22 protein-coding genes are annotated in these 21,788 nt (G+C 70.6%); 10 read left to right on the top strand and 12 right to left on the bottom strand.

All coding sequences use genetic code 11. The features are described from left to right. The first annotated feature begins 37 nt into the window (after nt 1–37). Together JX005_RS05345 and JX005_RS05340 are read left to right on the top strand one after the other, a co-directional pair. On the top strand, nt 38–1,141 hold the full coding sequence (locus JX005_RS05345; RefSeq protein ID WP_214466381.1) for an ABC transporter ATP-binding protein: 1,104 nt from the start codon (nt 38–40) through the stop codon (nt 1,139–1,141). A gap of 71 nt (nt 1,142–1,212) precedes the next feature. Next, the gene (locus JX005_RS05340) at nt 1,213–2,520 is read left to right on the top strand and encodes a DUF4032 domain-containing protein (protein WP_214466380.1); all 1,308 of its coding nucleotides are present in this window, start codon (nt 1,213–1,215) and stop codon (nt 2,518–2,520) included. Nucleotides 2,521–2,637: 117 nt separating this feature from the next. Here the strand turns inward: JX005_RS05340 and JX005_RS05335 are convergent, their stop codons facing one another. From JX005_RS05335 to cysS, 3 genes are all read right to left on the bottom strand, one after another. After that, entirely contained in the window at nt 2,638–3,279 is a 642-nt protein-coding gene (locus JX005_RS05335; protein WP_214466379.1) for an NAD(P)-dependent oxidoreductase, read from the bottom strand. A gap of 83 nt (nt 3,280–3,362) precedes the next feature. After that, nucleotides 3,363–4,352, bottom strand: coding sequence for a 23S rRNA (guanosine(2251)-2'-O)-methyltransferase RlmB (gene rlmB, locus JX005_RS05330; RefSeq protein ID WP_214466378.1), 990 nt, complete (start codon nt 4,350–4,352; stop codon nt 3,363–3,365). Nucleotides 4,353–4,390: 38 nt separating this feature from the next. Continuing rightward, nucleotides 4,391–5,878: a cysteine--tRNA ligase gene (gene cysS, locus JX005_RS05325; RefSeq protein ID WP_214466377.1), complete on the bottom strand. Its 1,488-nt coding sequence runs from the start codon at nt 5,876–5,878 to the stop codon at nt 4,391–4,393. 42 nt (nt 5,879–5,920) lie between these two features. On the opposite strand from cysS, the gene JX005_RS05320 reads away from it, so the two are divergent. Both JX005_RS05320 and JX005_RS05315 read left to right on the top strand, forming a co-directional pair. Then, nucleotides 5,921–6,853, top strand: a complete 933-nt coding sequence (locus JX005_RS05320) for a DMT family transporter (RefSeq protein ID WP_214466376.1) — start codon at nt 5,921–5,923, stop codon at nt 6,851–6,853. Nucleotides 6,854–6,895: 42 nt separating this feature from the next. Then, nucleotides 6,896–7,363 carry a GNAT family N-acetyltransferase gene (locus JX005_RS05315; RefSeq protein ID WP_214466375.1) on the top strand — a complete coding sequence of 156 codons (468 nt, stop codon included), beginning with the start codon at nt 6,896–6,898 and terminating at the stop codon, nt 7,361–7,363. A 7-nt stretch (nt 7,364–7,370) separates the two neighbouring features. Here JX005_RS05315 and ispD read toward each other — a convergent pair whose 3' ends face one another. Both ispD and JX005_RS05305 read right to left on the bottom strand, forming a co-directional pair. Beyond that, nucleotides 7,371–8,576: a 2-C-methyl-D-erythritol 4-phosphate cytidylyltransferase gene (gene ispD / locus JX005_RS05310; RefSeq protein ID WP_214466374.1), complete on the bottom strand. Its 1,206-nt coding sequence runs from the start codon at nt 8,574–8,576 to the stop codon at nt 7,371–7,373. A 41-nt stretch (nt 8,577–8,617) separates the two neighbouring features. Beyond that, nucleotides 8,618–9,100: a CarD family transcriptional regulator gene (locus JX005_RS05305; protein WP_214466373.1), complete on the bottom strand. Its 483-nt coding sequence runs from the start codon at nt 9,098–9,100 to the stop codon at nt 8,618–8,620. A gap of 145 nt (nt 9,101–9,245) precedes the next feature. Here JX005_RS05305 and JX005_RS05300 point away from each other — a divergent pair, with 145 nt between their 5' ends. Beyond that, nucleotides 9,246–9,749 carry a DNA modification methylase gene (locus JX005_RS05300; protein ID WP_307858500.1) on the top strand — a complete coding sequence of 168 codons (504 nt, stop codon included), beginning with the start codon at nt 9,246–9,248 and terminating at the stop codon, nt 9,747–9,749. A 66-nt stretch (nt 9,750–9,815) separates the two neighbouring features. On the opposite strand, the gene JX005_RS05295 is transcribed toward JX005_RS05300, so the two are convergent. Together JX005_RS05295 and JX005_RS05290 are read right to left on the bottom strand one after the other, a co-directional pair. Further along, entirely contained in the window at nt 9,816–10,499 is a 684-nt protein-coding gene (locus tag JX005_RS05295; RefSeq protein WP_214466371.1) for a response regulator, read from the bottom strand. Then, on the bottom strand, nt 10,496–11,713 hold the full coding sequence (locus JX005_RS05290; protein ID WP_214466370.1) for a sensor histidine kinase: 1,218 nt from the start codon (nt 11,711–11,713) through the stop codon (nt 10,496–10,498). Before JX005_RS05290 ends, JX005_RS05295 begins: the two co-directional genes overlap by 4 nt. 166 nt (nt 11,714–11,879) lie before the next feature. On the opposite strand from JX005_RS05290, the gene phoU reads away from it, so the two are divergent. Further along, nucleotides 11,880–12,557, top strand: coding sequence for a phosphate signaling complex protein PhoU (phoU, locus tag JX005_RS05285; RefSeq protein ID WP_214466369.1), 678 nt, complete (start codon nt 11,880–11,882; stop codon nt 12,555–12,557). 62 nt (nt 12,558–12,619) lie between these two features. Here phoU and JX005_RS05280 read toward each other — a convergent pair whose 3' ends face one another. After that, nucleotides 12,620–13,369, bottom strand: a complete 750-nt coding sequence (locus tag JX005_RS05280; RefSeq protein ID WP_214466368.1) for a phosphoglyceromutase — start codon at nt 13,367–13,369, stop codon at nt 12,620–12,622. 98 nt (nt 13,370–13,467) lie between these two features. Here JX005_RS05280 and JX005_RS05275 point away from each other — a divergent pair, with 98 nt between their 5' ends. Continuing rightward, nucleotides 13,468–14,307 (top strand): class I SAM-dependent methyltransferase, encoded by an 840-nt coding sequence (locus tag JX005_RS05275; RefSeq protein WP_214466367.1) that lies wholly within the window; start codon nt 13,468–13,470, stop codon nt 14,305–14,307. A gap of 12 nt (nt 14,308–14,319) precedes the next feature. Here JX005_RS05275 and JX005_RS05270 read toward each other — a convergent pair whose 3' ends face one another. The 4 genes from JX005_RS05270 to JX005_RS05255 all read right to left on the bottom strand — a co-directional run bounded on the left by JX005_RS05270 (nt 14,320) and on the right by JX005_RS05255 (nt 17,610). After that, nucleotides 14,320–15,420, bottom strand: coding sequence for an FUSC family protein (locus JX005_RS05270; RefSeq protein ID WP_307858499.1), 1,101 nt, complete (start codon nt 15,418–15,420; stop codon nt 14,320–14,322). Between the two features lie 28 nt (nt 15,421–15,448). Continuing rightward, on the bottom strand, nt 15,449–16,555 hold the full coding sequence (ygfZ, locus tag JX005_RS05265) for a CAF17-like 4Fe-4S cluster assembly/insertion protein YgfZ (RefSeq protein ID WP_214466366.1): 1,107 nt from the start codon (nt 16,553–16,555) through the stop codon (nt 15,449–15,451). Then, nucleotides 16,555–17,151: a nitrobindin family protein gene (locus JX005_RS05260; RefSeq protein ID WP_214466365.1), complete on the bottom strand. Its 597-nt coding sequence runs from the start codon at nt 17,149–17,151 to the stop codon at nt 16,555–16,557. The genes ygfZ and JX005_RS05260 overlap by 1 nt, the downstream gene beginning before the upstream one ends. A gap of 168 nt (nt 17,152–17,319) precedes the next feature. Then, on the bottom strand, nt 17,320–17,610 hold the full coding sequence (locus tag JX005_RS05255) for a hypothetical protein (protein WP_214466364.1): 291 nt from the start codon (nt 17,608–17,610) through the stop codon (nt 17,320–17,322). Nucleotides 17,611–17,747: 137 nt separating this feature from the next. Here JX005_RS05255 and JX005_RS05250 point away from each other — a divergent pair, with 137 nt between their 5' ends. The 3 genes from JX005_RS05250 (at nt 17,748) to JX005_RS05240 (ending at nt 21,623) form a co-directional block, all read left to right on the top strand. Then, on the top strand, nt 17,748–18,446 hold the full coding sequence (locus tag JX005_RS05250) for a response regulator transcription factor (RefSeq protein WP_214466363.1): 699 nt from the start codon (nt 17,748–17,750) through the stop codon (nt 18,444–18,446). Nucleotides 18,447–18,525: 79 nt separating this feature from the next. Next, the gene (locus JX005_RS05245; protein ID WP_214466362.1) at nt 18,526–20,688 is read left to right on the top strand and encodes an RNA degradosome polyphosphate kinase; all 2,163 of its coding nucleotides are present in this window, start codon (nt 18,526–18,528) and stop codon (nt 20,686–20,688) included. Continuing rightward, complete coding sequence (locus JX005_RS05240; protein WP_214466361.1) at nt 20,685–21,623, top strand: NUDIX hydrolase; 939 nt, start codon at nt 20,685–20,687, stop codon at nt 21,621–21,623. Before JX005_RS05245 ends, JX005_RS05240 begins: the two co-directional genes overlap by 4 nt. Nucleotides 21,624–21,788 lie beyond the last annotated feature (165 nt).

Genomic DNA, 21,788 nt, shown 5'->3' with positions numbered 1-21,788 from the left:
CGTCCGGCACGTACCTGCCGGTGAAGGAGAAGAGAACATGGCGTCCGTCACGTTTGACAACGCAACCCGCTTGTACCCCGGGGGCACGCGTCCCGCTGTGGACAAGCTCGACCTCGAGATCGCCGATGGCGAGTTCCTGGTCCTCGTCGGCCCGTCGGGCTGCGGAAAGTCCACCTCGCTGCGCATGCTGGCCGGCCTCGAAGAGGTCAACTCGGGCCGCATCCTCATCGGTGACCGCGACGTCACCGACGTCCCGCCGAAGGACCGCGACATCGCGATGGTCTTCCAGAACTACGCGCTGTACCCGCACATGACGGTCGCCGAGAACATGGGCTTCGCCCTGAAGATCGCCGGAGTCGGCAAGGAGGAGCGCGCCGCGCGCGTCCTCGAGGCCGCCAAGCTCCTCGACCTCGAGGACTACCTCACGCGCAAGCCGAAGGCGCTCTCGGGTGGCCAGCGTCAGCGCGTCGCCATGGGCCGCGCGATCGTCCGCCAGCCGCAGGTCTTCCTCATGGACGAGCCGCTGTCGAACCTCGACGCCAAGCTCCGCGTGCAGACCCGCACCCAGATTGCGTCGCTGCAGCGCCGCCTGGGCGTCACGACGGTGTACGTCACGCACGACCAGACCGAGGCCCTCACGATGGGTGACCGGATCGCCGTGCTCAAGGACGGCCTGCTCCAGCAGGTCGGCACCCCGCGCGACCTGTACGAGAAGCCGAACAACGTGTTCGTCGCCGGCTTCATCGGCTCCCCTGCCATGAACCTGTTCCCGGCCGACCTCGCCGAGGGCGGCGTCCAGTTCGGCTCGGAGGTCGTTCCGCTCGACCGCGACACCGTGGGCCGGGCGCATGGCAGCCAGGTCACCGTGGGCGTCCGCCCCGAGGACATCGTGGTCGGCCCGTCCGACGGCAAGGGCCTCTCGGTGGTCGTCGACCTCGTCGAGGAGCTCGGCGCCGACGGCTACCTCTACGGCCACACCGACATCGCCGGCAAGCGCACCGACCTGGTCGCCCGCGTCGACGGCCGCAGCCACCCCAACGCGGGTGAGACGGTCACGCTCGCGGCGTCGGCGGGCCACGTGCACGCCTTCGACCTCGAGTCGGGCGAGCGCCTCAACGACAAGCCGGTCGTCTCGGCATAACCGATTTCCGGTCGTAACGGCGCGGGTGGGAGAATCCCCCCGCGCCGTTGCGCATTTCCAGGAGGATGATCGTGCCGGAGTCGTTGAGCATCACCGCCAGCAGCGTGGACCCCGGACTCCTCACGCTGCCGTGGTCGACCACTCTCGCGGACTGGCCCTCGAGCCACATCGTCTACCTGCCCAAGGGCATCTCGCGTCACCTCGTGCGCTTCGCCAACCTGTCGGGCCGCGTCGTCGCGATCAAGGAGACGACCGAGCAGATGGCCCGTCGCGAGTACGACATGCTCGGCAACCTCGACCGCCTCGACGTCCCGTGCGTGCAGCGCATCGCGGTCATCGCGGGGCGGACGGATGTCGCGGGCCGGCCGCTCCCGGCGGCTCTGGTGACCGCCCACCTGAAGTTCTCGCTCCCCTACCGCGCGCTCTTCACGCAGGTGCTGCGCCCCGACACCGCCACGCGTCTCGTCGACGCCCTCGCGGCTCTCCTCGTGCGCCTTCACAACGTGGGCTTCTTCTGGGGCGACGTGTCGCTGTCGAACACGCTCTTCCGTCGCGACGCGGGCGCCTTCGCCGCCTACCTCGTCGACGCCGAGACCGGCGAGCTGCATGAGACGGGCCTGACGCCCGGGCAGCGCGCGCACGACCTCGACGTCGCCCGCACCAACATCGCGGGCGAGATCATGGACCTCGAGGCCGGAGGAAGGCTCGAGGGCGGCGTCGACGCGATCGCCATCGCCGACGGCATCGTCTCGTCGTACCACTCGCTGTGGGCGGCGCTGCACGACAAGGAGTCGTTCGGCGTCGACGAGTCCTGGCGCCTCACCGAGCGGGTGCAGCGCCTGAACGACCTCGGGTTCGACATCGGCGAGATGTCGATCCAGACCACGGCCGACGGCACACGGGTGTCGATCCAGCCCAAGGTCGTCGACGCCGGGCACCACACGCGCCGGCTCATCCGGCTGACCGGCCTCGATGTCGAGGAGAACCAGGCTCGCCGTCTCCTCAACGACCTCGACGAGTTCCGCGTGCGAATCTCACGCTTGGGCGACGACGAGGAGATGGTCGCGCACGAGTGGCTCACGCGCGTCTTCGAGCCGGTCATCAAGGCGATCCCGTGGGACCTGCGGGCCAAGCTCGAGCCCGCCGAGGTGTTCCATCAGGTGCTCGAGCACCGCTGGTACATGTCGCAGGCGCGCGGACGCTCCGTTCCCCTGGCCGAGGTGCTCACGAGCTACATCGACGAAGTCCTGCGGCACCGCCGCGACGAGGCCACGCTCATGGGGCCCCCGACCGAGACCGTGTCGCTCTCAGTGATCACGTCGAGCATGCCGGTGGTCGACGACGAGGACGACGACATCGACTGGCGCGACCTCGTCTGACGCGCCCCGGTCGCCGACCCCGCGGGTCGTTGAGCGAGGAGCGAAGCGACCCGGTAGCGCGGGTCGTTGAGCGAGGAGCGAAGCGACGAGACGAAACGCGCCCCGGCGCGCCGGGCCTCAGTACCCGACGGTGAAGCGCTCGCGCGAGTGCTTAGGCTCTTCGATCTCGTCGACCACGGCCACGGCCAGGTCGGCTCCGGAGATGTACGACTCGCCGTCGGCATCGGTCACGAGCACGTCGCCGCCGTCGCGGTAGGTGCCGGTGCGCTCCCCCGGGTTCCAGTAGCCGAACCCGCCGGCCGGGTGCACGTAGAACCAGTCGCGCGACGCCGGGCCCGCCTGCAGGTCCTCGAGGATCCCGATCGCCTCGAGCGCCTCCGGCTTGTACTCCTCGGTGAACGACGGCTGGTCGACGAGGCGCTCGCCACCGGGGGCGATCAGGCTGCCGCCCGCTCCGCCGATCACGCCGAGCCGCACGTCCGAGGGCAGCTCCGCGACGAGCTCGGCCACGTTGGAGCGCACGTTGCCCTCCATGTCTCCGCGCGCGGGTACCGCCAGCACCACGACATCGACGCCCTCGAGCTCCGCCACGAGGCTGGGAGCGTCGAGCAGCGTGCCCTCGAGATAGGTCGCGCCCTCGATGCGCTCGGCGGGTACCGAGCGTGCGACCGACACGACGGTGTGGCCGCGGCTCACCGCCTCCGCGACGATGTGGCTGCCGGCGTAGCCGGTCCCCCCGATGACGGCGATGCGTGCCATGTTCTCCCTTTCGACGGTTACCTGAGGGCCAAGCCGGGCTGCCGTCGCTTCATTCCCGCGAACACGCCGGCTGCGGCATCCGCTCAGTTCTGCTTCTGTGCGCGCAGCGTCGCGACCTGATAGAGCGAGACGGATGCCGCGATCCCGGCGTTCAGCGACTCGGTGGCGCCCGAGATGGGGATCGACACGATCTGATCGCACGTCTCGGTGACGAGGCGCGAGAGACCCTTGCCCTCGGAGCCGACGACGATGACGACGGGCCGGTCTGCCAGCTCGAGGCTCGGCAGCGAGACGTCGCCGCCGCCGTCGAGGCCGAGGATGAAGACGCCCTGCTTCTTGAACTCCTTGAGCATCGACGTGAGGTTCGCCGCGATCGCCACCGGGAGCCGCGCGGCAGCTCCGGCGCTCGTCTTCCACGCCGCCGAGTTCACGCTCGCCGAACGCCGCTGCGGGACGATGACGCCGTGGCCGCCGAAGGCGGCGGTCGACCGGATGATCGCGCCGAGATTGCGGGGGTCGGTCACACCGTCGAGGGCGACGAACAGCGGCGTCTCGCCGGTGTCGATGACCTGCTCGAGGAGGTCCTGCGGGTGCGCGTACTCGTACGGAGGCACCTTGAGCGCGACGCCCTGGTGCACGCCGTCGAAGCCGGCCATGCGGTCGAGCTCGGGACGGGTCACCTCGAGCACCGGGATCTCACGGTGCGTGGCGATCGAGAGCATCTCCTTCACGCGGTCGTCCATCTCGACGCGCTGGGCGATGTAGAACGCCGTCGCGGGGATCTTCGCGCGGAGCGCCTCGAGCACCGAGTTGCGGCCGGTCACCGTCTCGGTGTCGTCGTCCTTCTTGCGCGACGTGCGGTTCTGGCCCGATCCGCTGGGCTTGCCGCCCTTGCCGCCCGCGGCGGCGTAGCGCTCAGCGGCGGCCTTGCGCTTGCCGGCGGGGTGCCAGGCGCGGTCCTCCGCCTTCGGGGTCGGTCCGCGGCCCTCGAGAGAGCGCTTGTTCTTGCCGCCGGTGCCCTTGGTGGGGCCCTTCTTGCCCTTTGCGGCGCCGGGGCGTCCTGGCTTGGCCATGGTTTTCCTTTCCGGCCGGGTCGTGCCCGGCGTGCCCGCTACCGCGAGCCGAGTGTCCAGTGCGTGCCTTGAGGCCCGTCTTCGAGGGTGATGCCGGCCGCCGCGATGGCGTCGCGGATGCGATCGGCCGCGGCCCAGTCCTTGGCGGCGCGCGCGTCGGCGCGCTGGACCAGCATGGTCTGCACGAGGGCATCGAGAGCGGATGCCTCGGCCGAGGCATCCGTCGCCGCCCAGTGCGGGTCGAGGGGGTCGATGCCGAGGATGCCCGTCATCTTCCGCACCTGCAGATACCACTCCCACGCAGCGGCGTCGTCTCCCGCGTCGAGGGCCGAGTTGCCGGCGCGCACGGCCTCGTGCACGACGGCGAGCGCCTGCGGAACGCCCAGATCGTCATCCAGGGCCGCGGCGAAAGCTGCAGGCGGCTCGTCGGAGAACGGGCTGCCGGGTTCAGGCTCCTCGACGGTGTCGGCGTCCGGGTCGAAGCCCTCCGGCTGCTCAGCGCTCCACATGAACGGACTCGGCATACGCTGCACCCGTTCCAGGAACGTCCGAATTCGGCTGACCGCCGCCTCGGCCTCTTCCAGGCCGCGCTGCGAGATGTCGAGGCTCGATCGATAGTGCGCCGCGGCGAGCGCGTAGCGGAGCACCAGAGGGTCGAACTCCTCGAGCGCGTCGGCAGCCAGAACGAAGTTGAAGAGCGACTTCGACATCTTCTGCCCGTTGACCGTCACGAGACCGTTGTGCACCCAGTACCGCGCGAACGGGTCGCCCGCGGCCATCGACTGGGCGAGCTCGTTCTCGTGGTGGGGGAAGCGCAGGTCGAGGCCGCCGCCGTGGATGTCGAACTCGGGGCCCAGGTAGCGGCGTGACATGGCGGAGCACTCGATGTGCCAGCCCGGGCGTCCGGGTCCCCACGGCGAGTCCCAGGCCGCCGACGACGGCTCGTCCGCCTTCGCGCCCTTCCACAGCGCGAAGTCCCGCGGGTCGCGCTTGCCGCGCGGGTCGGCGTCGGCCGCCGGCTCCATCGCGTCGAGGCTCTGCCGGGTGAGCTCGCCATAGCCCTGCCACGACCGAACGTCGAAGTAGACGTCGCCTTCGGCATCCGAGCCGGACGCCGCGGCGTACGCGTGCCCCGCCTCGATCAGTCGCCCGATCAGCTCCTGCATCTGCGGGATCGACGCGGTCGCGCGCGGCTCGTAGGTCGGAGGAAGGATGCCGATCGCCGTGTACGCGCGGGTGAACTCGAGCTCCATGCGGTAGGCCAGCGCCCACCAGGTCTCGCCGTCCGAGGCGTTCGCCAGCACCTTGTCGTCGATGTCGGTGACGTTGCGCACGAACGTGACGCGTCCGAAGCGATGGGCGAGCCAGCGACGCAGGATGTCGAAGCTCAGCGCACCGCGGAGGTGGCCGATGTGCGGACCGGACTGCACCGTCGGGCCGCAGACGTACACCGAGACGTTGGAGGGGTCGAGCGGAACGAAGTCGCGCAGGGCTTGAGCCTTGCTGTCGTAGAGCTGAACCGTCACCGCACCAGCCTACCGGCCGGGTTTCCGCTAGAACTGAGTGTCATGCATGTGCTCGCCGTCCTCGCCGCCGCAATGCTCTTCGGCACCACGGGCACATCGCAGGCGCTCGGTCCGGAGGGCACGACTCCGCTGTCGATCGGCGTGATGCGCATGGTCATCGGCGGCACCGGCCTGGCGGCGATCGCGTTCCTCCTCGCCGCGCGACACGCCCGTCGCCGCCCCGTCGACGCCGCTCCCCCGCCCCGGCTGGGACTGCGACCGCTTTCGCTCATGGTCCTCACCGGCGCGTGCCTGGCGATCTACCAGCCGCTGTTCTTCCTCGGCACGTCGCTCAACGGCGTCGCCGTCGGCACCGTCGTGGCCCTCGGCTCGGCGCCGATCCTCGCCGGCCTGCTGGAGTGGGCGCTGACCCGGCGGATGCCGTCGCCGGCGTGGATGGGAGCGACAGCGCTCGCGACCCTCGGTGTCATCCTCCTCGGCTCCGGCGGCGAGGCCGGCGGCGCAGGCGGCACCGACCCCCTCGGACTCCTCGGCTCGGTCGGTGCGGGCGCGTCGTTCGCCGTCATCGCCAACGCGCAGCGACGCCTGCTCGACGAGGGCTGGGATCCGTTCACCGTCGTCGGCGCCATGGGCGCCTCGTCGGCCGTGCTGTGCGCGTTCGCGCTGCCCTTCGTCGACGTCGCCTGGCTCGGCACGACGAGCGGCGTCGTCATGGCGCTGTGGCTGGGCCTGGCGACGATCTCGATCGCATACGTCCTGTTCACGTGGGGACTCAGCGGGCTCACCGCCGCGACCGCCGCCACCCTCACGCTCGGGGAGCCGCTGACTGCCAGCATCCTGGGCATCACCGTCCTCGGCGAGCGCCTGTCGGCGCTCGCGATCATCGGTCTCGCAGTGCTCGCGGCGGGTCTCGCGCTGCTCGCGTGGGGCTCGCGCGCACCCCGCGACCCGAGGCCGTTCGCCGTCGAGGCCTGACGAAACGTGCCCGCAATGCGCGGGTGGCACACTGACCGCGACATGCAAGCGACGATCCGCATCCAGCCCGACGACCTGAGCGGCGACGCCACCCGGCGCCTCATCGCCTTCCACCTCGCCGGAATGCTCGACACCTCGCCACCCGAGAGCGTCCACGCGCTCGACATCGACGCGCTGCGAGACCCGGCGGTGTCGTTCTGGTCGGCGTGGGTCCATGAGGATGTGGCCGGCATCGGGGCGCTCAAGGCGATCGACACCGAGCGCGGCGAGCTGAAGTCGATGCGGGTCGACGACAGATACCGCGGCTTCGGCGTCGGACGCGCACTGCTGCGGCACATCATGGCCGACGCCCGTGCGCGCGGCATGACGAGCCTGTGGCTCGAGACGGGGAGCACCGAGGAGTTCCTCCCGGCGCAGCGCCTCTACGAGAGCGAGGGGTTCACGCCGTGCGGACCGTTCGGCGACTACGCGCTCGACCCGTTCTCGATCTTCATGACCCGCGCGCTCTGAGGCGGCGTCAGGCCTGCACGACGAGGGCGACCGCGAAGGCCGACACCCCTTCGCCCTGACCCGTGAATCCGAGCCCGTCGGTGGTCGTCGCCGACACCGCCACCGGTGCCCCGCCGAGCGCGGCCGAGAGCACAGCCTCGGCCTCGGCACGTCGCGCCGCGAACCGCGGCCGGTTCGCCTGGACCTGCACCGACACATTGCCGACGCGCCACCCTGCCTCGCCGAGGATTCCGAGCGTGCGCGCGAGGAAGACGTCGGCGTGCGCGCCGGCGTACTCCGGGTGATCGGTGCCGAAGTGCGTGCCGATATCGCCGAGCCCCGCAGCCGCCAGCAGCGCGTCGACGATGGCGTGCGCGACGGCGTCACCGTCGGAGTGGCCGGAAAGCGCGGGCTCCCCCGCCCATTCGAGGCCGGCGAGCCACAGCGCGCCGTCGCCGCCGAACGCGTGGACGTCGGTGCCCACACCCACCCGCGGAATCGCCGCATCATGATCGAGGCGCGCGGAAACGGGCGGGATCGGCTGCGTGGCGACCACCCCGCGGGCGCGGTCGAGATCGGCTGCCGTCGTGATCTTGAAGGCGAGCGGATGCCCCGCCACGGCCGCCACGGAATGACCCGCCTCGGCCACGAGCGCCGCATCGTCGGTGAACTCCGCAGTCGCATCGCGGTACACGGCGTCGAGCACCTCGCGGCGGAACCCCTGGGGGGTCTGCGCGGCGGAGAGCTCGGAGCGATCCACGCCGCCGACGACCTCCGGTCCGGACACGCGCTTGATCGTGTCGACCACGGGCAGGACGGGGATCGCCGCCGCCCGGCCGGAGTCGATCGCCTCGATGATCCGCTCGAACACCTCGGGAGGCGTGAGCGCCCGCGCGGCATCGTGGACGAGCACGATCTCGACGTCGGCCCACAGCGCCGAGAGTCCGGCCTGCACCGACGACTGTCGCGTCTGCCCGCCGGCCACGACGGTCACGAGGTCTCGGCGGTCGCCCGCAGCCTCGAGCGCCTCGCTGAGCGCGTCGCCCTCGCGTCCGGGCGGAGCGACCACGACGACCTGCGCGGACGGCGCATCGAAGACGCGCTCGAGCGCGTGGCGCAGGATGGTGTGCCCGTCGATGCCGACGAACCCCTTCGGCGCGCCGGCACCCAGACGCGTGCCGGAACCGGCCGCGACCACGATGATGCCGACGCGGGGAACGGGTGCGATGGTCACGCCACCCACGCTAGCGGGTGGGCTCCATCGGGCTCACTCCGTCAGGAGGCGAGGACCTCGTCGAGGATGACGCCGGCCTTCTCTTCGTCGGTCTTCTCTGCGAGCGCGAGCTCGGACACGAGGATCTGCTTCGCCTTCGCGAGCATGCGCTTCTCACCGGCCGACAGGCCGCGGTCCTGATCGCGGCGCCACAGGTCGCGCACGACCTCGCTGACCTTGATGACGTCTCCGGAGGCGAGCTTCTCGAGGTTCGCCTTGTAGCGGCGGGACCAGTTCGTGGGCTCCTCCGTGAACGGGGCGCGCAGCACCTCGAAGACCTTGTCGAGGCCCTCCTTGCCGATCACATCGCGGACGCCGACCAGGTCGACGTTCTCAGCGGGAACTTCGATGATGAGATCACCCTGCGTGACGTTGAGCTTCAGGTACTTCTTCGTCTCGCCCTTGATGATCCGGTCTTTGACCTCGATGATCGTCGCCGCGCCGTGGTGGGGGTAAACGACCGTCTCGCCAACCTCAAAAAGCATGGAGTTATGTCCTTTCGGCAACCTCTAGGATACCACAGGCGACATACGCTAAGGTTCTCCACCCCAGGCCCTGAGGCGGCGCCCACGACCGACGCGGCGACCCCCTAGAATGCTGAGGAAGCCGTCATCCGTCCTGGGAGGATCTGTGAACTCGCGCCGCCTCATCGCGTCGATCGCCGTCGGAGCCGCTCTGGCTCTGGGCACGACCGGCTGCAGCATGATCTCGCCGCAGGCGACGACGATCCAGTACTCCGCCGCTGAGGGCGTGAACGTCCACAACGACGGTCCGCTCGATGTGCGCAACGCGTTCATCGTCGCGAACGAGGACGGGTCGACGGGGAATTTCGTCGCCGCCATCGTCAATCAGACCGACGAGTCGCACACGCTGCGCATCGAGCTCGGCGAAGGCTCCGGGGCGATCCCCCTCACGGTGCGCGTGCCCGCCAAGACGACGATCAGCCTCGGTGCCGAGGGCGAAGACCCCATCCTCGTCGAGAACCTCGACACCCTTCCGGGCGCCGACATCCCCGGCTACTTCCAGTCGGGTGACGCCGAAGGCTCCCTCATCCCCGTTCCCGTGCTCGACGGAGAGCTGCCGTACCTCGCCCCGCTCGTGCCGAGCCCGGCGGCGTCGGGCATCGGCGGCTGACTTCGCCCCACGACATCCGAAGCCCGTCCCGCGAACGCGGGGCGGGCTTCGTCGTGAGCGGCTGAGTCAGCCCTCGAAGCGGTAGCCGAGCCCGCGCACCGTCACCAGCATCTCGGGCACGCTCGGGTTCACCTCGATGCGCGAGCGGATGCGCTTGATGTGCACGTCGAGCGTCTTCGTGTCGCCGAAGTAGTCGCTCCCCCACACGCGGTCGATGAGCTGTCCGCGCGTCAGAACACGGCCCGCGTTGCGCATCAGCACCTCGAGCAGCTCGAATTCCTTGAGGGGCATGCTGATCTCCGCGCCGTCGACGGCGACCGTGTGGCGGTCGATGTCGAGCACGACGCGGCCGGCTTCGAGCACGCGGTCGTCCAGGTCGGAGTCGAGCTGCGAGAACCGGCGCAGCACGGCCCTCATGCGGGCGAGCAGCTCGCGGGCGGAGTACGGCTTCGTCACGTAGTCGTCGGCGCCCAGCTCGAGCCCCACGACGATGTCGACCTCGGAGTCCTTCGCCGTCAGCATGATCACCGGCACCGTCGAGGTGGTGCGGATCTGCCGGCACACCTCGGTCCCCGGCATCCCGGGCAGCATGAGGTCGAGCAGCACGATGTCGGCACCGCGCTCGCGGAAGACGGTGAGAGCGGCGGGGCCGTCCTCGGCGATCTCGACCTCGTAGCCCTCACGGCGCAGAAGGTAGGCGAGCGGGTCGGCGAGGTCGGGCTCGTCCTCCACGATCAGAACGCGGGTCATGCGGTTTCTCCGTTCGACGAAGGGGGACGGGATGCCTCGGCCTGCGCGCGCTTCTTCTTGCGACCGCGCTTGGGGGCGGGCTCGCGCACGGGCGGGGCGGTCTCGGGAAGACGGATGGTGAAGGTTGAGCCGCGCCCGGGGCGCGACCACAGCCGCACCTCGCCGCCGTGGCGCTGGACGGCGTGCTTGACGATCGACAGGCCGAGTCCGCTGCCGCCCGTGCGCCGGGCGCGGGCGGGATCCGCGCGGTAGAAGCGCTCGAACACGCGGTCCTGGTCGCCCTCGGCGATGCCGATGCCGCGATCGGTCACCGCGATCTCCACGACGCCGTCGACGGACTTCACGCCCACGCCGACGCTCGAGCCCTGGGGCGAGTAGGCGATCGCGTTCGCGATGAGGTTGCCGACCGCCTCACTCAGCACCTGCACGTCGCCGCGCACGTAGAGCCCGCGCCTGCCGCCGCGCACGACGTCGACGCCGGCCGAGTCCGCCTGGATGGCGTGCGCGTCGAGCGCCGCGGCGACCACCTCGTCGATCGAGACGTCCCGGTCCTCGGTGAGCTCGTCGGAGGACTGCAGGCGCGACAGGTTCATGATGCGCGAGGTCAAGAGGGCGAGCCGGTTGGCCTCGGCGGTCAGCCGCGACGCGAAGATCCGCACCTGCGGCGGATCATCGGCGGCGGATTCGATCGCCTCGGCCAGAAGGGTCACCGCGCCCACCGGGGTCTTGAGCTCATGACTGGTGTTGGCGACGAAGTCCCGGCGCATCTGCTCGACGCGTTCGCGCTCGGTGATGTCGCGCAGCACCAGGAGCGTCAGGCGGGGAGAGATCCGCGTCGCACGCACGACGACCAGCCGCGGCTCAGCGGGCGGCGCCCCCCGCTGCACCCGCAGCGTCTCGGTCGCGGGCGACGACTCCGACCGAGCACGGCGCGCCATCGCGCGGAGCTGGTCATCGGGCATCGTGCGGCCCTCGACGAGGTGGAACGGCCCCGCCGCCGTCGAGGCGGCCAGCACCGTGAAAGAGGCGTCGACGACGACGGCGGCGTCGTCCATGCCGTGCAGCACCTCGCGCACACCCTCGGGGATCGCGAGCGAGGTCTCCACCCGGGCGCGATCGCGGGCACGCAGCGCGATGACGATGACGGCGGCGACGGAGCCCCCGATGACGATTCCGGCGAGGAGGGCGAGCAGCGCGAGCTGCGTCGTATCCATGGCACCAGCGTAGGGGCCGCGAATGCGCCAGGTCGCCAGGAACCGGCCTGCGGCTGATGGCGCCGGGTACTATTCACCGCGGCGGCACCGTCCGTTAACCTTCGCGGGCGACAATCGCCGGGTCGCGGAGGCGGATGCCTGCCCGAATCACGAAAGGTGCGTCGGAATGCGCGGAGTCTTCCATCAGTCCCTCGAAGACGTCCAGGGTCGCCTCGTCGAGATCGCCGAGCTCGTCACGGTCGCCATCGACAAGGCGACGCGGGCGTTCGGCACGAGCGACGTCGCACTGGCCGAAGAGGTCATCGAGGCCGACGCCGTCATCGACGAGAAGGCAGTCGCACTCGACGAGCTCGCGATCGAGATCCTCGCCCGCCAGCAGCCGGTTGCGCGCGACCTGCGCATCGTCGTCAGCGCACTGCGCATGAGCGCGTCACTCGAGCGCATGGGCGACATCGCCGAGCACATCGCCCAGCTCACCCGCATGCGCTTCCCCGAGCGGGCCATTCCCAAGGGACTCAAGTCCACGTTCCGCCAGATGGGGGCGCTCGACGTCGAGGTGGCGCGGCAGTTGACCGAGCTGCTGCGCACGCAGGACCTCGCTCTCACCGAGCACATCCGCAATGCCGACGACGAGATCGACGACCTGCACGTGTCGGTGTTCGAGAAGGTGCTCAGCGACAGCTGGCAGGGCGAGGCATCCGCCACCGTCGATGCCACCCTCGCGAGCCGCTACCACGAGCGCTTCGCCGACCACGCCGTCTCGGTCGCGAAGAAGGTCGCCTACCTGTCGACGGGCGACTGGACGCCGTCCACCGACGCACTGGACATCATCACGCAGGACTGAGCTCGATTCACGACGAAGGGACCGGATGCCTCGAGCCGAGGCATCCGGTCCTTTTCGTCGCTCTACTTCTTGCCCTGTGCCGCCACCGCTGCGGCGCCGGCCGCTGCCGCCTCGGGGTCGAGGTACTCGCCCGCGCCGATGGGCTTGAGGTCTTCGTCGAGACGGTAGACCAGCGGGATGCCGGTGGGGATGTTCAGCTCGGCGATGTCGGCGTCGCTGATGCCGTCGAGGTGCTTGACCAGACCCCGCAGCGAGTTGCCGTGGGCGGTCACGAGCACCGTCTTGCCGGCCTTCAGATCGGGCACGATGTCGCTGTGCCAGTAGGGCAGCATGCGATCGATGACGATCTTGAGCGACTCGGTGTCGGGCACCTCGCCGTCGATGCCGGCGTAGCGCGGGTCGCCGACCTGGCTGTACTGGTCGTCGGCCGGCAGGGGCGGGGGCGGCACATCGAACGAGCGGCGCCACAGCATGAACTGCTCGTTGCCGAACTCCTCGAGGGTCTGCGCCTTGTCCTTGCCCTGCAGCGCGCCGTAGTGGCGCTCGTTGAGGCGCCACGTGCGCTTGACGGGGATCCACAGGCGGTCGGCGGAGTCGAGCGCGATGTCGGCGGTCTGGATGGCGCGGCTGAGCACGGAGGTGTGGAGGACATCGGGAAGGATGCCGGACTCGGCCATCAGCTCGCCGCCGCGCGCGGCCTCGGCCTTCCCCTGCTCGGTGAGGCGGACGTCGACCCATCCCGTGAACTGGTTGGTCTTGTTCCACTCGCTCTGGCCGTGGCGGAGGAGGATCAGCGTGTAGGGCGCACTCATGGCCCCCATGATATCGGCGCGGCAGGCGACCCTCCGGGCCGATGACGAGCCCCTGTGCTCCACGGAGGCTCTCAGGTGCCCGATGGCACGATGGAAGGGTGAGCTCCGTCCGACCCCCGGCTGGGCCGGTGGTCGGGCAGATCACGCGCGGCACCACGGGTACCAATCGCCTGCGCCGCGTCGATCGCTGGATCGCGCGGCACTCCGCCCTGCGCCGTGCCGCGGACCCGCTCGTGGTCGACCTCGGTTACGGTGCGAGCGGCGTGACGGCGTTCGAGCATTGGGCCCGGCTCTCGGCCGCGCGGCCCGACGTCGAGGTGCTCGGCCTCGAGATCGACCCCGCGCGGGTGACCCGAGCGCGGGCGCAGCTGCAGCGCGTGCGGACGGGATCGACGCCGTTCGCCCCGCACGCTCACGTCTCGTTCGCGCGCGGGGGCTTCGAGGTGCCCGTGGCCGGCGGGAGGCGCCCGGCGATCATCCGCGCGATGAACGTGCTGCGTCAGTACGACGAGGCCGACGTTCCGGCTGCCTGGCGCTCGATGACGGCGCGACTGGCACCCGGCGGTCTGCTCGTCGAGGGCACCTGCGACGAGGTCGGGCGCATCGCGACGTGGGTCGCTCTGGGGGACGACGGCCTGCCGCGCACGCTCACGATCTCGCTGCGGCTGGCGGAGCTGGAGCAGCCGTCGATCGCGGCGGAGCGTCTGCCCAAGGCGCTGATCCACCGCAACGTGCCGGGCGAGCGCATCCACGACCTGCTGAGGCAGCTCGACGCCGAGTGGGCTCGCGCCGCGGCGGTGTCGCCCTTCGGTCCGGTCGAGCGCTGGCGCACGGCGCTCGCGGGGCTCGCGGCATCCGGCTGGCCACTTCTCGACCGCTCGCGGTGGCGGCTGGGCGAGATCACACTCCCGTGGGACGCCGTCGCACCGCTGACCTGACGAGGGTGCCGCTCAGATGCGCGGCACGGTCGCTCTGGCCTCGGCGGGAGGCATTCCCGTCGCCGTCAGCAGATCGACCACGAGCGGGCGCAGTGCCCCGATCAGGTTCTGGTCGCCGAGCGATGCACCGGGCAGCAGCGCGGCCGGGTCGAGACGCGAGGCGACGGCCGTGAGGGTCGCGCGGGCAGCCGGCCCGGACGAGATGTCGTCGATCGAGTCCGACACGAGCGCGGCTCCGCGCATGATGTCGGACAGCACGTCGGCCGACACCGGCCGCGGCACGCCGTCGTCGCAGAGGTAGACGATCCGGCGCGCGATCACCCGAAGGTTGCGGGTGGCGAGTTCGGTGGACTCGCGGATGCCGTCCTGACGCTCGAGCTCCACGCGCTGGCGGCGCAGGAACGGCGAGATGCGGGCGATCGCGCGACCCGACTCGAGCGACGTCCGCCACTCGTCGAGAAGGGGCTGCATCGCCCGCGCCTTCTCGAGGCCGCGCTCGGCCCGCAGCCGGTCGCCGCGGCGGAGCGCCTGGATGAGCGCGGCCGAGGTCTTCTCGACAGCGGCGAAGACCGCGCGTCCTTCGCGCAGCGCCTCGCGCAGCGGGTTGCGCGGGATCAGCGCGGTGACGAGGAGTGCCGCGATGCCGCCGATGATCCCGTCGATGAGCCGGAGGAACGGCGCCGTGGCCGGGATGACCATGACGATGAGCGACTGGATCGCCGCCGCGATCGCGAACCCCGCCTGCGCCGAGAGCAGCCGCGCGATGACCAGGGTCACGCCCAGTGCCAGAGCGAGCTGCCACCACCCCGTCCCCGTGAGCATCAGCAGAAGCTCGGCCACCAGGATCCCGACGAGCATGCCCAGCACGGTCTCGAGCACGCGCCGTGGCCGCGCGTCGCGGACGAGCCCGAGGCTGCCCACGGTGACGGTGGCCGCGAGGAGCGGCGCCGGATGGCCGAGCACGTAGTGAGCGACCGCGTAAGACCCTGTCGCCGCGACCACGATCTGCAGGATCGGGATGCCGGAGTCGCGCACGCGCACCAGCGCGGGGCGCGGGTCGAGGCGGGATCGCCACCCGGTCGGGATCGCCGTGGTGGTCGGCGGCCCGCTCACGGGGTCGGTCCGCTCCCCCGGCGCCGGGTCATTTCGCGGGAGCCCGGCGCGAGAGTCTGGTGAGACGGGGGACGTTGGCCGTCGCCCCCGCCTCGGGCGGCACGACGACCTCCTGCGCGGCCGATACCGGCCCGTCCTCGGTGTCGACGAGCAGCGTCGCATCGACCGGCGTGGAGCGACGGACGAGCGCGAGCGCGATCGGGCCCTCCTCGAAGTGCCGTGCGGTCGAGGTCACGGTGCCGATGGCATCCTCGCCGATGCGGACGGCGGCGCCCCGCTCGGGGAGTACGCTCCCGCTGCCATCGAGCTGAAGCGCCACCAGGCGCCGTGGCGGATGGCCGAGGTTGTGCACCTTGGCGACCGTCTCCTGGCCGCGATAGCAGCCCTTGGTCAGGTGGACGGCGGTGCGCAGCCAGTCGAGCTCGTGCGGCAGCACGCGCTCGTCGACATCGGCCGACCAGCGGGGGCGCCACGCGGCGACACGCAGCGCGTCGGCGGCGGAGAGACCCGCGATGGCGAGGTCACCGGCGGCCGCGGCATCCGCGATCCTTCGCTCCTCCTCGCGGGAGACGAGCACCTCCGCCCAGTCGCGCTCGACGCCCGGGTGGGGGTCGACGGCGGCGTAGGCCCAGCCGCCCGGCGAGACGTCGGGCCACGGGTCGGTCCATACGAGCGGGATGCCGCTCGGCTCGGCGGCCGTCAGCGCGGCCACCGCAGCGGCGGTGCCGCCGAAGACGGCGAACTCGTCGCCGGCGTCGCGCGGCGCGACGCGAAGGCGGAACCGCATGCGCAGCAGCCAGGCGAGGAGTCCTTCGGCGTCGGCGCGGTCGACGATGAGCCACGTGGTCTCGCCGTCATCGAGGACGGATGCCGCGTGCTCGACGTGTCCTTGCGGGTCGAGCACCAGCAGCTCGGTGCTGACGCCCGGCGCGAGCGACGTCAGCGCCTGCGACGTGAGCGAGTCGAGCCAGCTCAGCCGGTCCTCGCCCGGCACGGCCAGCACGGTCCGGTCGGCGAGCGGCGCGACCGCGCGTCCTTCGGCCAGCGCGCGCTGCTCGACCATCGGGTTGCCGACGTGCTGGAGGCCGGCGTCGTCGATCACGGCACCGGGCAGCGAGGCGAACGGGGTGTCCATCACTCCGCCCGGGCGAGGCGAGCCGACGCGTGCGCGCCGAGCTCCTCGCCGAGCGCGGCCATGTCCCACGCCCAGAGCAGGTGACCCTCGACGAGCCCGTACATGCGGGTCGCCGCGGCGTAGGTCTTCGCGCCGGCGGGACGCACGACGGCGTCGGTGGCGATGTCGATGCGCGGACCCCGGATCTGCCCGAGGTACAGCTCGCTCACGCCGTCGGCGTGGACGAGGACCACTTCGATGTCGAATCCGCCTTCGTCGTTGCGGAGCAGCTCGACGTCGTCGGCGGTGCGGGCGGCCGCGGTCTCGAGCGCGGGCAGGAGTCCCGGCCCGGCGTCGGCGGCGGTCGCGGGGCGCGAGAGGCGCCAGTAGCCCATCTCCGCCACCAGGGGCGTGCGGGCGTCGCCTTCGCCGTGGAGCCAGGCGGTGGCCGAGTAGTTCAGGTAGTCACCGCCGTCATGGCTGAAGCTCACGCGATGCGTGAACTCGCCCGCGTACGCGTGGTCGGCGTAGTCGATGACGCCGGTGCCCTCCCACACCCCGATGAGCCACGAGAGCGGAGCGAGGTCGGCGGGGAGGTCGGTCGGCAGATCGAACATCGCGCGACCGTTCAGCGCTGGCCGCGGTAGAGGTTCTTGAGGACGACGACGGAGACGAAGGCGATCGCGAGCGACGCCAGACCGAGGAGACCCACGAAGAACAGCTCGAGCGCGAAGAGATCCATGGCCCCTAGCCTAAACCGGATCGGCATGACAGCGCCCCGCGTGTCAGCCCGGGACGATCGCGGCCAGCCCGAATCCGAGGCTGATGACCCCCATCACCAGAAGCGCGCCGAGCGTGCTCGCGGCGACGCGCTCGGTGAAGCCCTGGGAGCGCCCCGACCAGAGCTGCACGACGAACGCGAGGATGAGGCATCCGCCCAGTCCTACCGCCAGCCACTGCGCACGCCAGTCGTCGCCGGCGAACAGGCCGACGAGAACGCCGATGACGGCCGCCACGACCCACACGGCGATGATTCCGCCGAACGTCCGGCGAGGAGCGAGCTCTGGAACAGCCACGGGGCCATTCTCCCCCACGACGACCGTCCCCGCACGGATCGACCCCGAGTGCCCGGATGTCGCGGCGCAGAAGCCGCTTCCCGCCACGCTCTACACTGGGGTCACGGCGGGCCCCCGCGCGCCGGGAAGGCGATCCTTTGGCACAGCTCCTGGTTCTGAGCTCCACGCACGGAGGCGGCCCCGTCCTGCCGTCGCTCGAGCTGCTGAGCCACCGCGTGCGCCAGATCCCCGCCGAGCCGGCGCAGCTCGTCAACGCGCCGAGCGCCGAGGTCATCTTCGTCGACGCGCGGGTCGATCTCGTCGGCGCCAAGTCGCTCTGCAAGATCCTCAACACCACCGGCCTCGATGCCCCGCTCCTCCTCGTCGTCACGGAAGGCGGTCTCACGGCCGTGTCGACCGACTGGGGCGTCGACGACGTCATCCTCGTCACGGCCGGCCCCGCAGAGGTCGACGCCCGCATCCGGCTCGCCATCGGCCGTATGACCAAGGATCAGGTCTCGACGCGCATCCAGACGTCGGGCATCTCGATCGACGAGTCGTCCTACTCGGCGAAGGTCCACGGCAAGCCGCTCGACCTCACGTACAAGGAGTTCCAGCTCCTGCACTTCTTCGCGACCCACCCGTCGCGGGTCTTCACCCGCGAGCAGCTGCTCAGCGAGGTGTGGGGCTACGACTACTTCGGCGGCACGCGCACGGTCGACGTGCATGTGCGCCGCCTCCGCGCCAAGCTCGGCGACCTCGAGCAGCTCATCGGAACCGTGCGCAACGTCGGCTACCGGTTCAACGTCTACGAGGACGACCAGCTGCCTGCCCCGCGCGAGCGCACCGACGCGTAGCGGATCGGCATCACCCCCGCTCGGATGAGCGTGACGAACCGTTCACACTCTCGTCACGGGTCCCTGCAATGATGAGGGGATGATCGAACACGAAGTGCTCGACGCCGGCCTCGGCGATGCGGACGACGACGACTTCGACATGGACGAAGAGGTCGACGCGCAGCTGCCCGACCACCGGTACCTCGACCGCGAGGTGAGCTGGCTCGCGTTCAACCAGCGCGTGCTCGAGCTGGCCGAAGACCCGACGCTCCCCGTCCTCGAACGTGCGAACTACCTCGCCATCTTCGCCAGCAACCTCGACGAGTTCTTCATGGTGCGCGTGGCCGGCCTGAAGCGCCGCATCGTCACGGGTCTCGCCGTTCCCACCAATGTCGGCCGGGCTCCTGCCGAGGTGCTGGCCGACATCTCGCAGGAGGCTCACCGCCTCCAGCTCCGGCACGCCGCCGCCTGGACGAACCTCGTCATGCCCGCCCTCGCCGAGGCGGGCGTAGATGTCGTGTCCTACGACTCCCTCAGCTCCGACGACCGCGAAGCGCTGTACGACTACTTCCAGGCGCAGGTCTTCCCGGTGCTGATGCCGCTCGCCGTCGACCCGGCGCACCCGTTCCCGTACATCTCCGGCCTCTCGCTGAACCTCGCGATCCGCATCCGCAACGCCCGCACCGGGCGGCAGGAGTTCGCGCGCCTGAAGGTGCCGCCCATGCTCCCCCGGTTCGTCGAGGTCCGGGCGACCGGCGGAGCCGTGCGGTACCTGCCGCTGGAAGACCTCATCTCCAACCACCTCGACGATCTCTTCCCCGGTATGGAGGTGCTCGATCACCACGCCTTCCGCCTCACCCGCAACGAGGACGTCGCGATCGAGGAGGATGAGTCGGAGAACCTCATCCAGGCCCTCGAAGCCGAGCTGCTGCGGCGCCGCTTCGGCCCGCCGATCCGCCTCGAGATCACCGACGACATGGACGAGGTGACGCTCGATCTGCTGATCCGCGAGCTCGACATCACCGAGCAGGAGGTCTACCGGCTCCCCGGACCCCTCGACCTCCGCGGCCTGTTCGACCTGCGCATCGACCGCCCCGACCTCCGCTTCAAGCCCCACGTTCCGACCACGGCGATGGCGTTCCAGCCGGGCGACAACAACGAGCGGCCCGACATCTTCGCCTCGATCCGCAAGGGCGATGTGCTCGTGCACCACCCCTACGAGTCGTTCGCGACGAGCGTGCAGGCCTTCCTCGAGCAGGCGGCGAAAGACCCGCACGTGCTCGCCATCAAGCAGACGCTGTACCGCACCTCGGGCGACAGCCCGATCGTCGAGGCGCTGATCGACGCGGCCGAGGCCGGCAAGCAGGTGCTGGCGCTCGTCGAGATCAAGGCGCGATTCGACGAGGCGAACAACATCCTGTGGGCGCGCAAGCTCGAGAAGGCGGGCGTGCACGTCGTGTACGGGCTCGTCGGTCTGAAGACGCACTGCAAGCTCGCCCTCGTCATCCGCGAAGAGGGCGGCAAGCTGCGCAGCTACAGCCACGTGGGCACCGGCAACTACAACCCGAAGACCAGCCGGATCTACGAGGACTTCGGCCTGTTCACCGCCGACGACCAGGTCGGCCGCGACCTCACCCGCCTGTTCAACGAGTTGAGCGGCTACGCGATCGAGAAGAAGTTCAAGCGCCTCCTCGTCGCCCCTCTCCACCTGCGCAAGGGCCTGCTGCGGCTGATCGACAAGGAGCGTCGCAACGCCCTCGCGGGCAAGGCCGCCGGCGTGCGGATCAAGGTCAACTCGATGGTCGACGAGCAGATCATCGACGCGCTGTACCGCGCGAGCCAGGCCGGCGTGAAGATCGAGGTGTGGGTGCGCGGCATCTGCTCGCTCAAGCCCGGGGTGCCCGGAATGAGCGAGAACATCACAGTGCGCAGCATCCTGGGCCGCTATCTCGAGCACTCGCGCATCTTCGCCTTCCACAACGACGGCGACCCGCAGGTGTTCATCGGCAGCGCCGACATGATGCACCGCAACCTCGACCGTCGCGTCGAGGCGCTGGTGCGAGTGGTGGCACCGGCCCATATCAAGGAACTGACGGACTTCTTCGACCTCGCCATGAGCGACGGATCCAGTTCGTGGCATCTCGGCCCCGACGGCGAGTGGGTCCGCCACAATACGGGCAAGGACGGCAAGCTCCTCGTCGACATCCAGGACCGCACCATGGCCAACGTGCAGCGCCGCCGGCGAGCACGCGCGGTGCGATGACCGAGACCGCCGTCTACGCCGCGGGAGGCGTCGTCTGGCGCGTCGTCGAGGACAAGCTGCTCGTGCTGCTGATCCATCGGACGAAATACCGCGACGTGACGCTCCCCAAGGGCAAGGTGGACCCGGGCGAGATGCTCGCCGAGACCGCCGCGCGCGAGATCTTCGAGGAGACCGGCATCCGCGTCGCCCTCGGCATCCCCGTCGGGGTCTCGCGCTACCGGCTGCCCAGCAAGCGGCAGAAGATCGTCCACTACTGGGCGGCGGAGGCGACGGATGCCGCGATCCGAGCATCCGCCTTCGTCCCGAACAAGGAGATCGCGGCGCTCGAGTGGGTCACCCCCAAGAAGGCCCTCGCGCGGTTGAGCTATCCGGTCGACGCGGAGATCGTGGAGAACTTCATGCGGCTCGTCGACGAGGGCGTGCTGCAGACCTTCCCGATCATCGTGCTCCGGCACGCGAAGGCGATCAACCGCGAGGAGTGGGAGGGGAAGGATGCCGCGCGCCCGCTCGCACCGCGCGGCCGGAAGCAGGCGGCGTCGATCGTCGGGCCGCTCCTCGCGTTCGGAGCCCGCAAGCTGATCTCCAGCCCCGCCAAGCGATGCATGAAGACCGTCGTGCCGCTCTCGGCTGCGCTCGCGCGGAAGATCGACACGTCCGACCTCATCAGCCAGGACGCCTGGGAGGAGGGGAGGTCCGACGCACGCACCGTGGTCGGGCAGCGCGTCCGCGCGCGCAAACCCGCTGTCCTGTGCAGCCACGGTCCGGTGCTCCCCGAGATCCTCACCGAGATCGCGCTGGCCACCGGCACGCTGCGCGGCTCGTACCTCGGCAGCGCCTCGGCGCTCGAGCCCGCCGCGTTCTCGGTCGTGCACCTTTCGGCGGACACACCGGGCTCGGGCATCGTCGCCATCGAGACCCACACTCCCAAGGTCTGACGGGCACCTCGGCGGCGAACCGCGGGTGGGAGCGCCGACGGGTGGGGACCGTCGCGGCGTGCCCGCGCGGCCCGATGGCGGCATCCCGTTCACCTCCCGTTCACCCTCCGAGCGCACTCTCTTAAGAGTCCGCGCCTACGTTTCAGGCGAGCCCTGCACCGGGCC

It is taken from the genome of Microbacterium flavescens (genome assembly GCF_018588945.1).
Lineage (GTDB): Bacteria > Actinomycetota > Actinomycetes > Actinomycetales > Microbacteriaceae > Microbacterium > Microbacterium flavescens.
The sequence above is the reverse complement of the archived record's forward strand: the minus strand, read 5'-3'. Positions and strand labels throughout refer to the sequence as shown.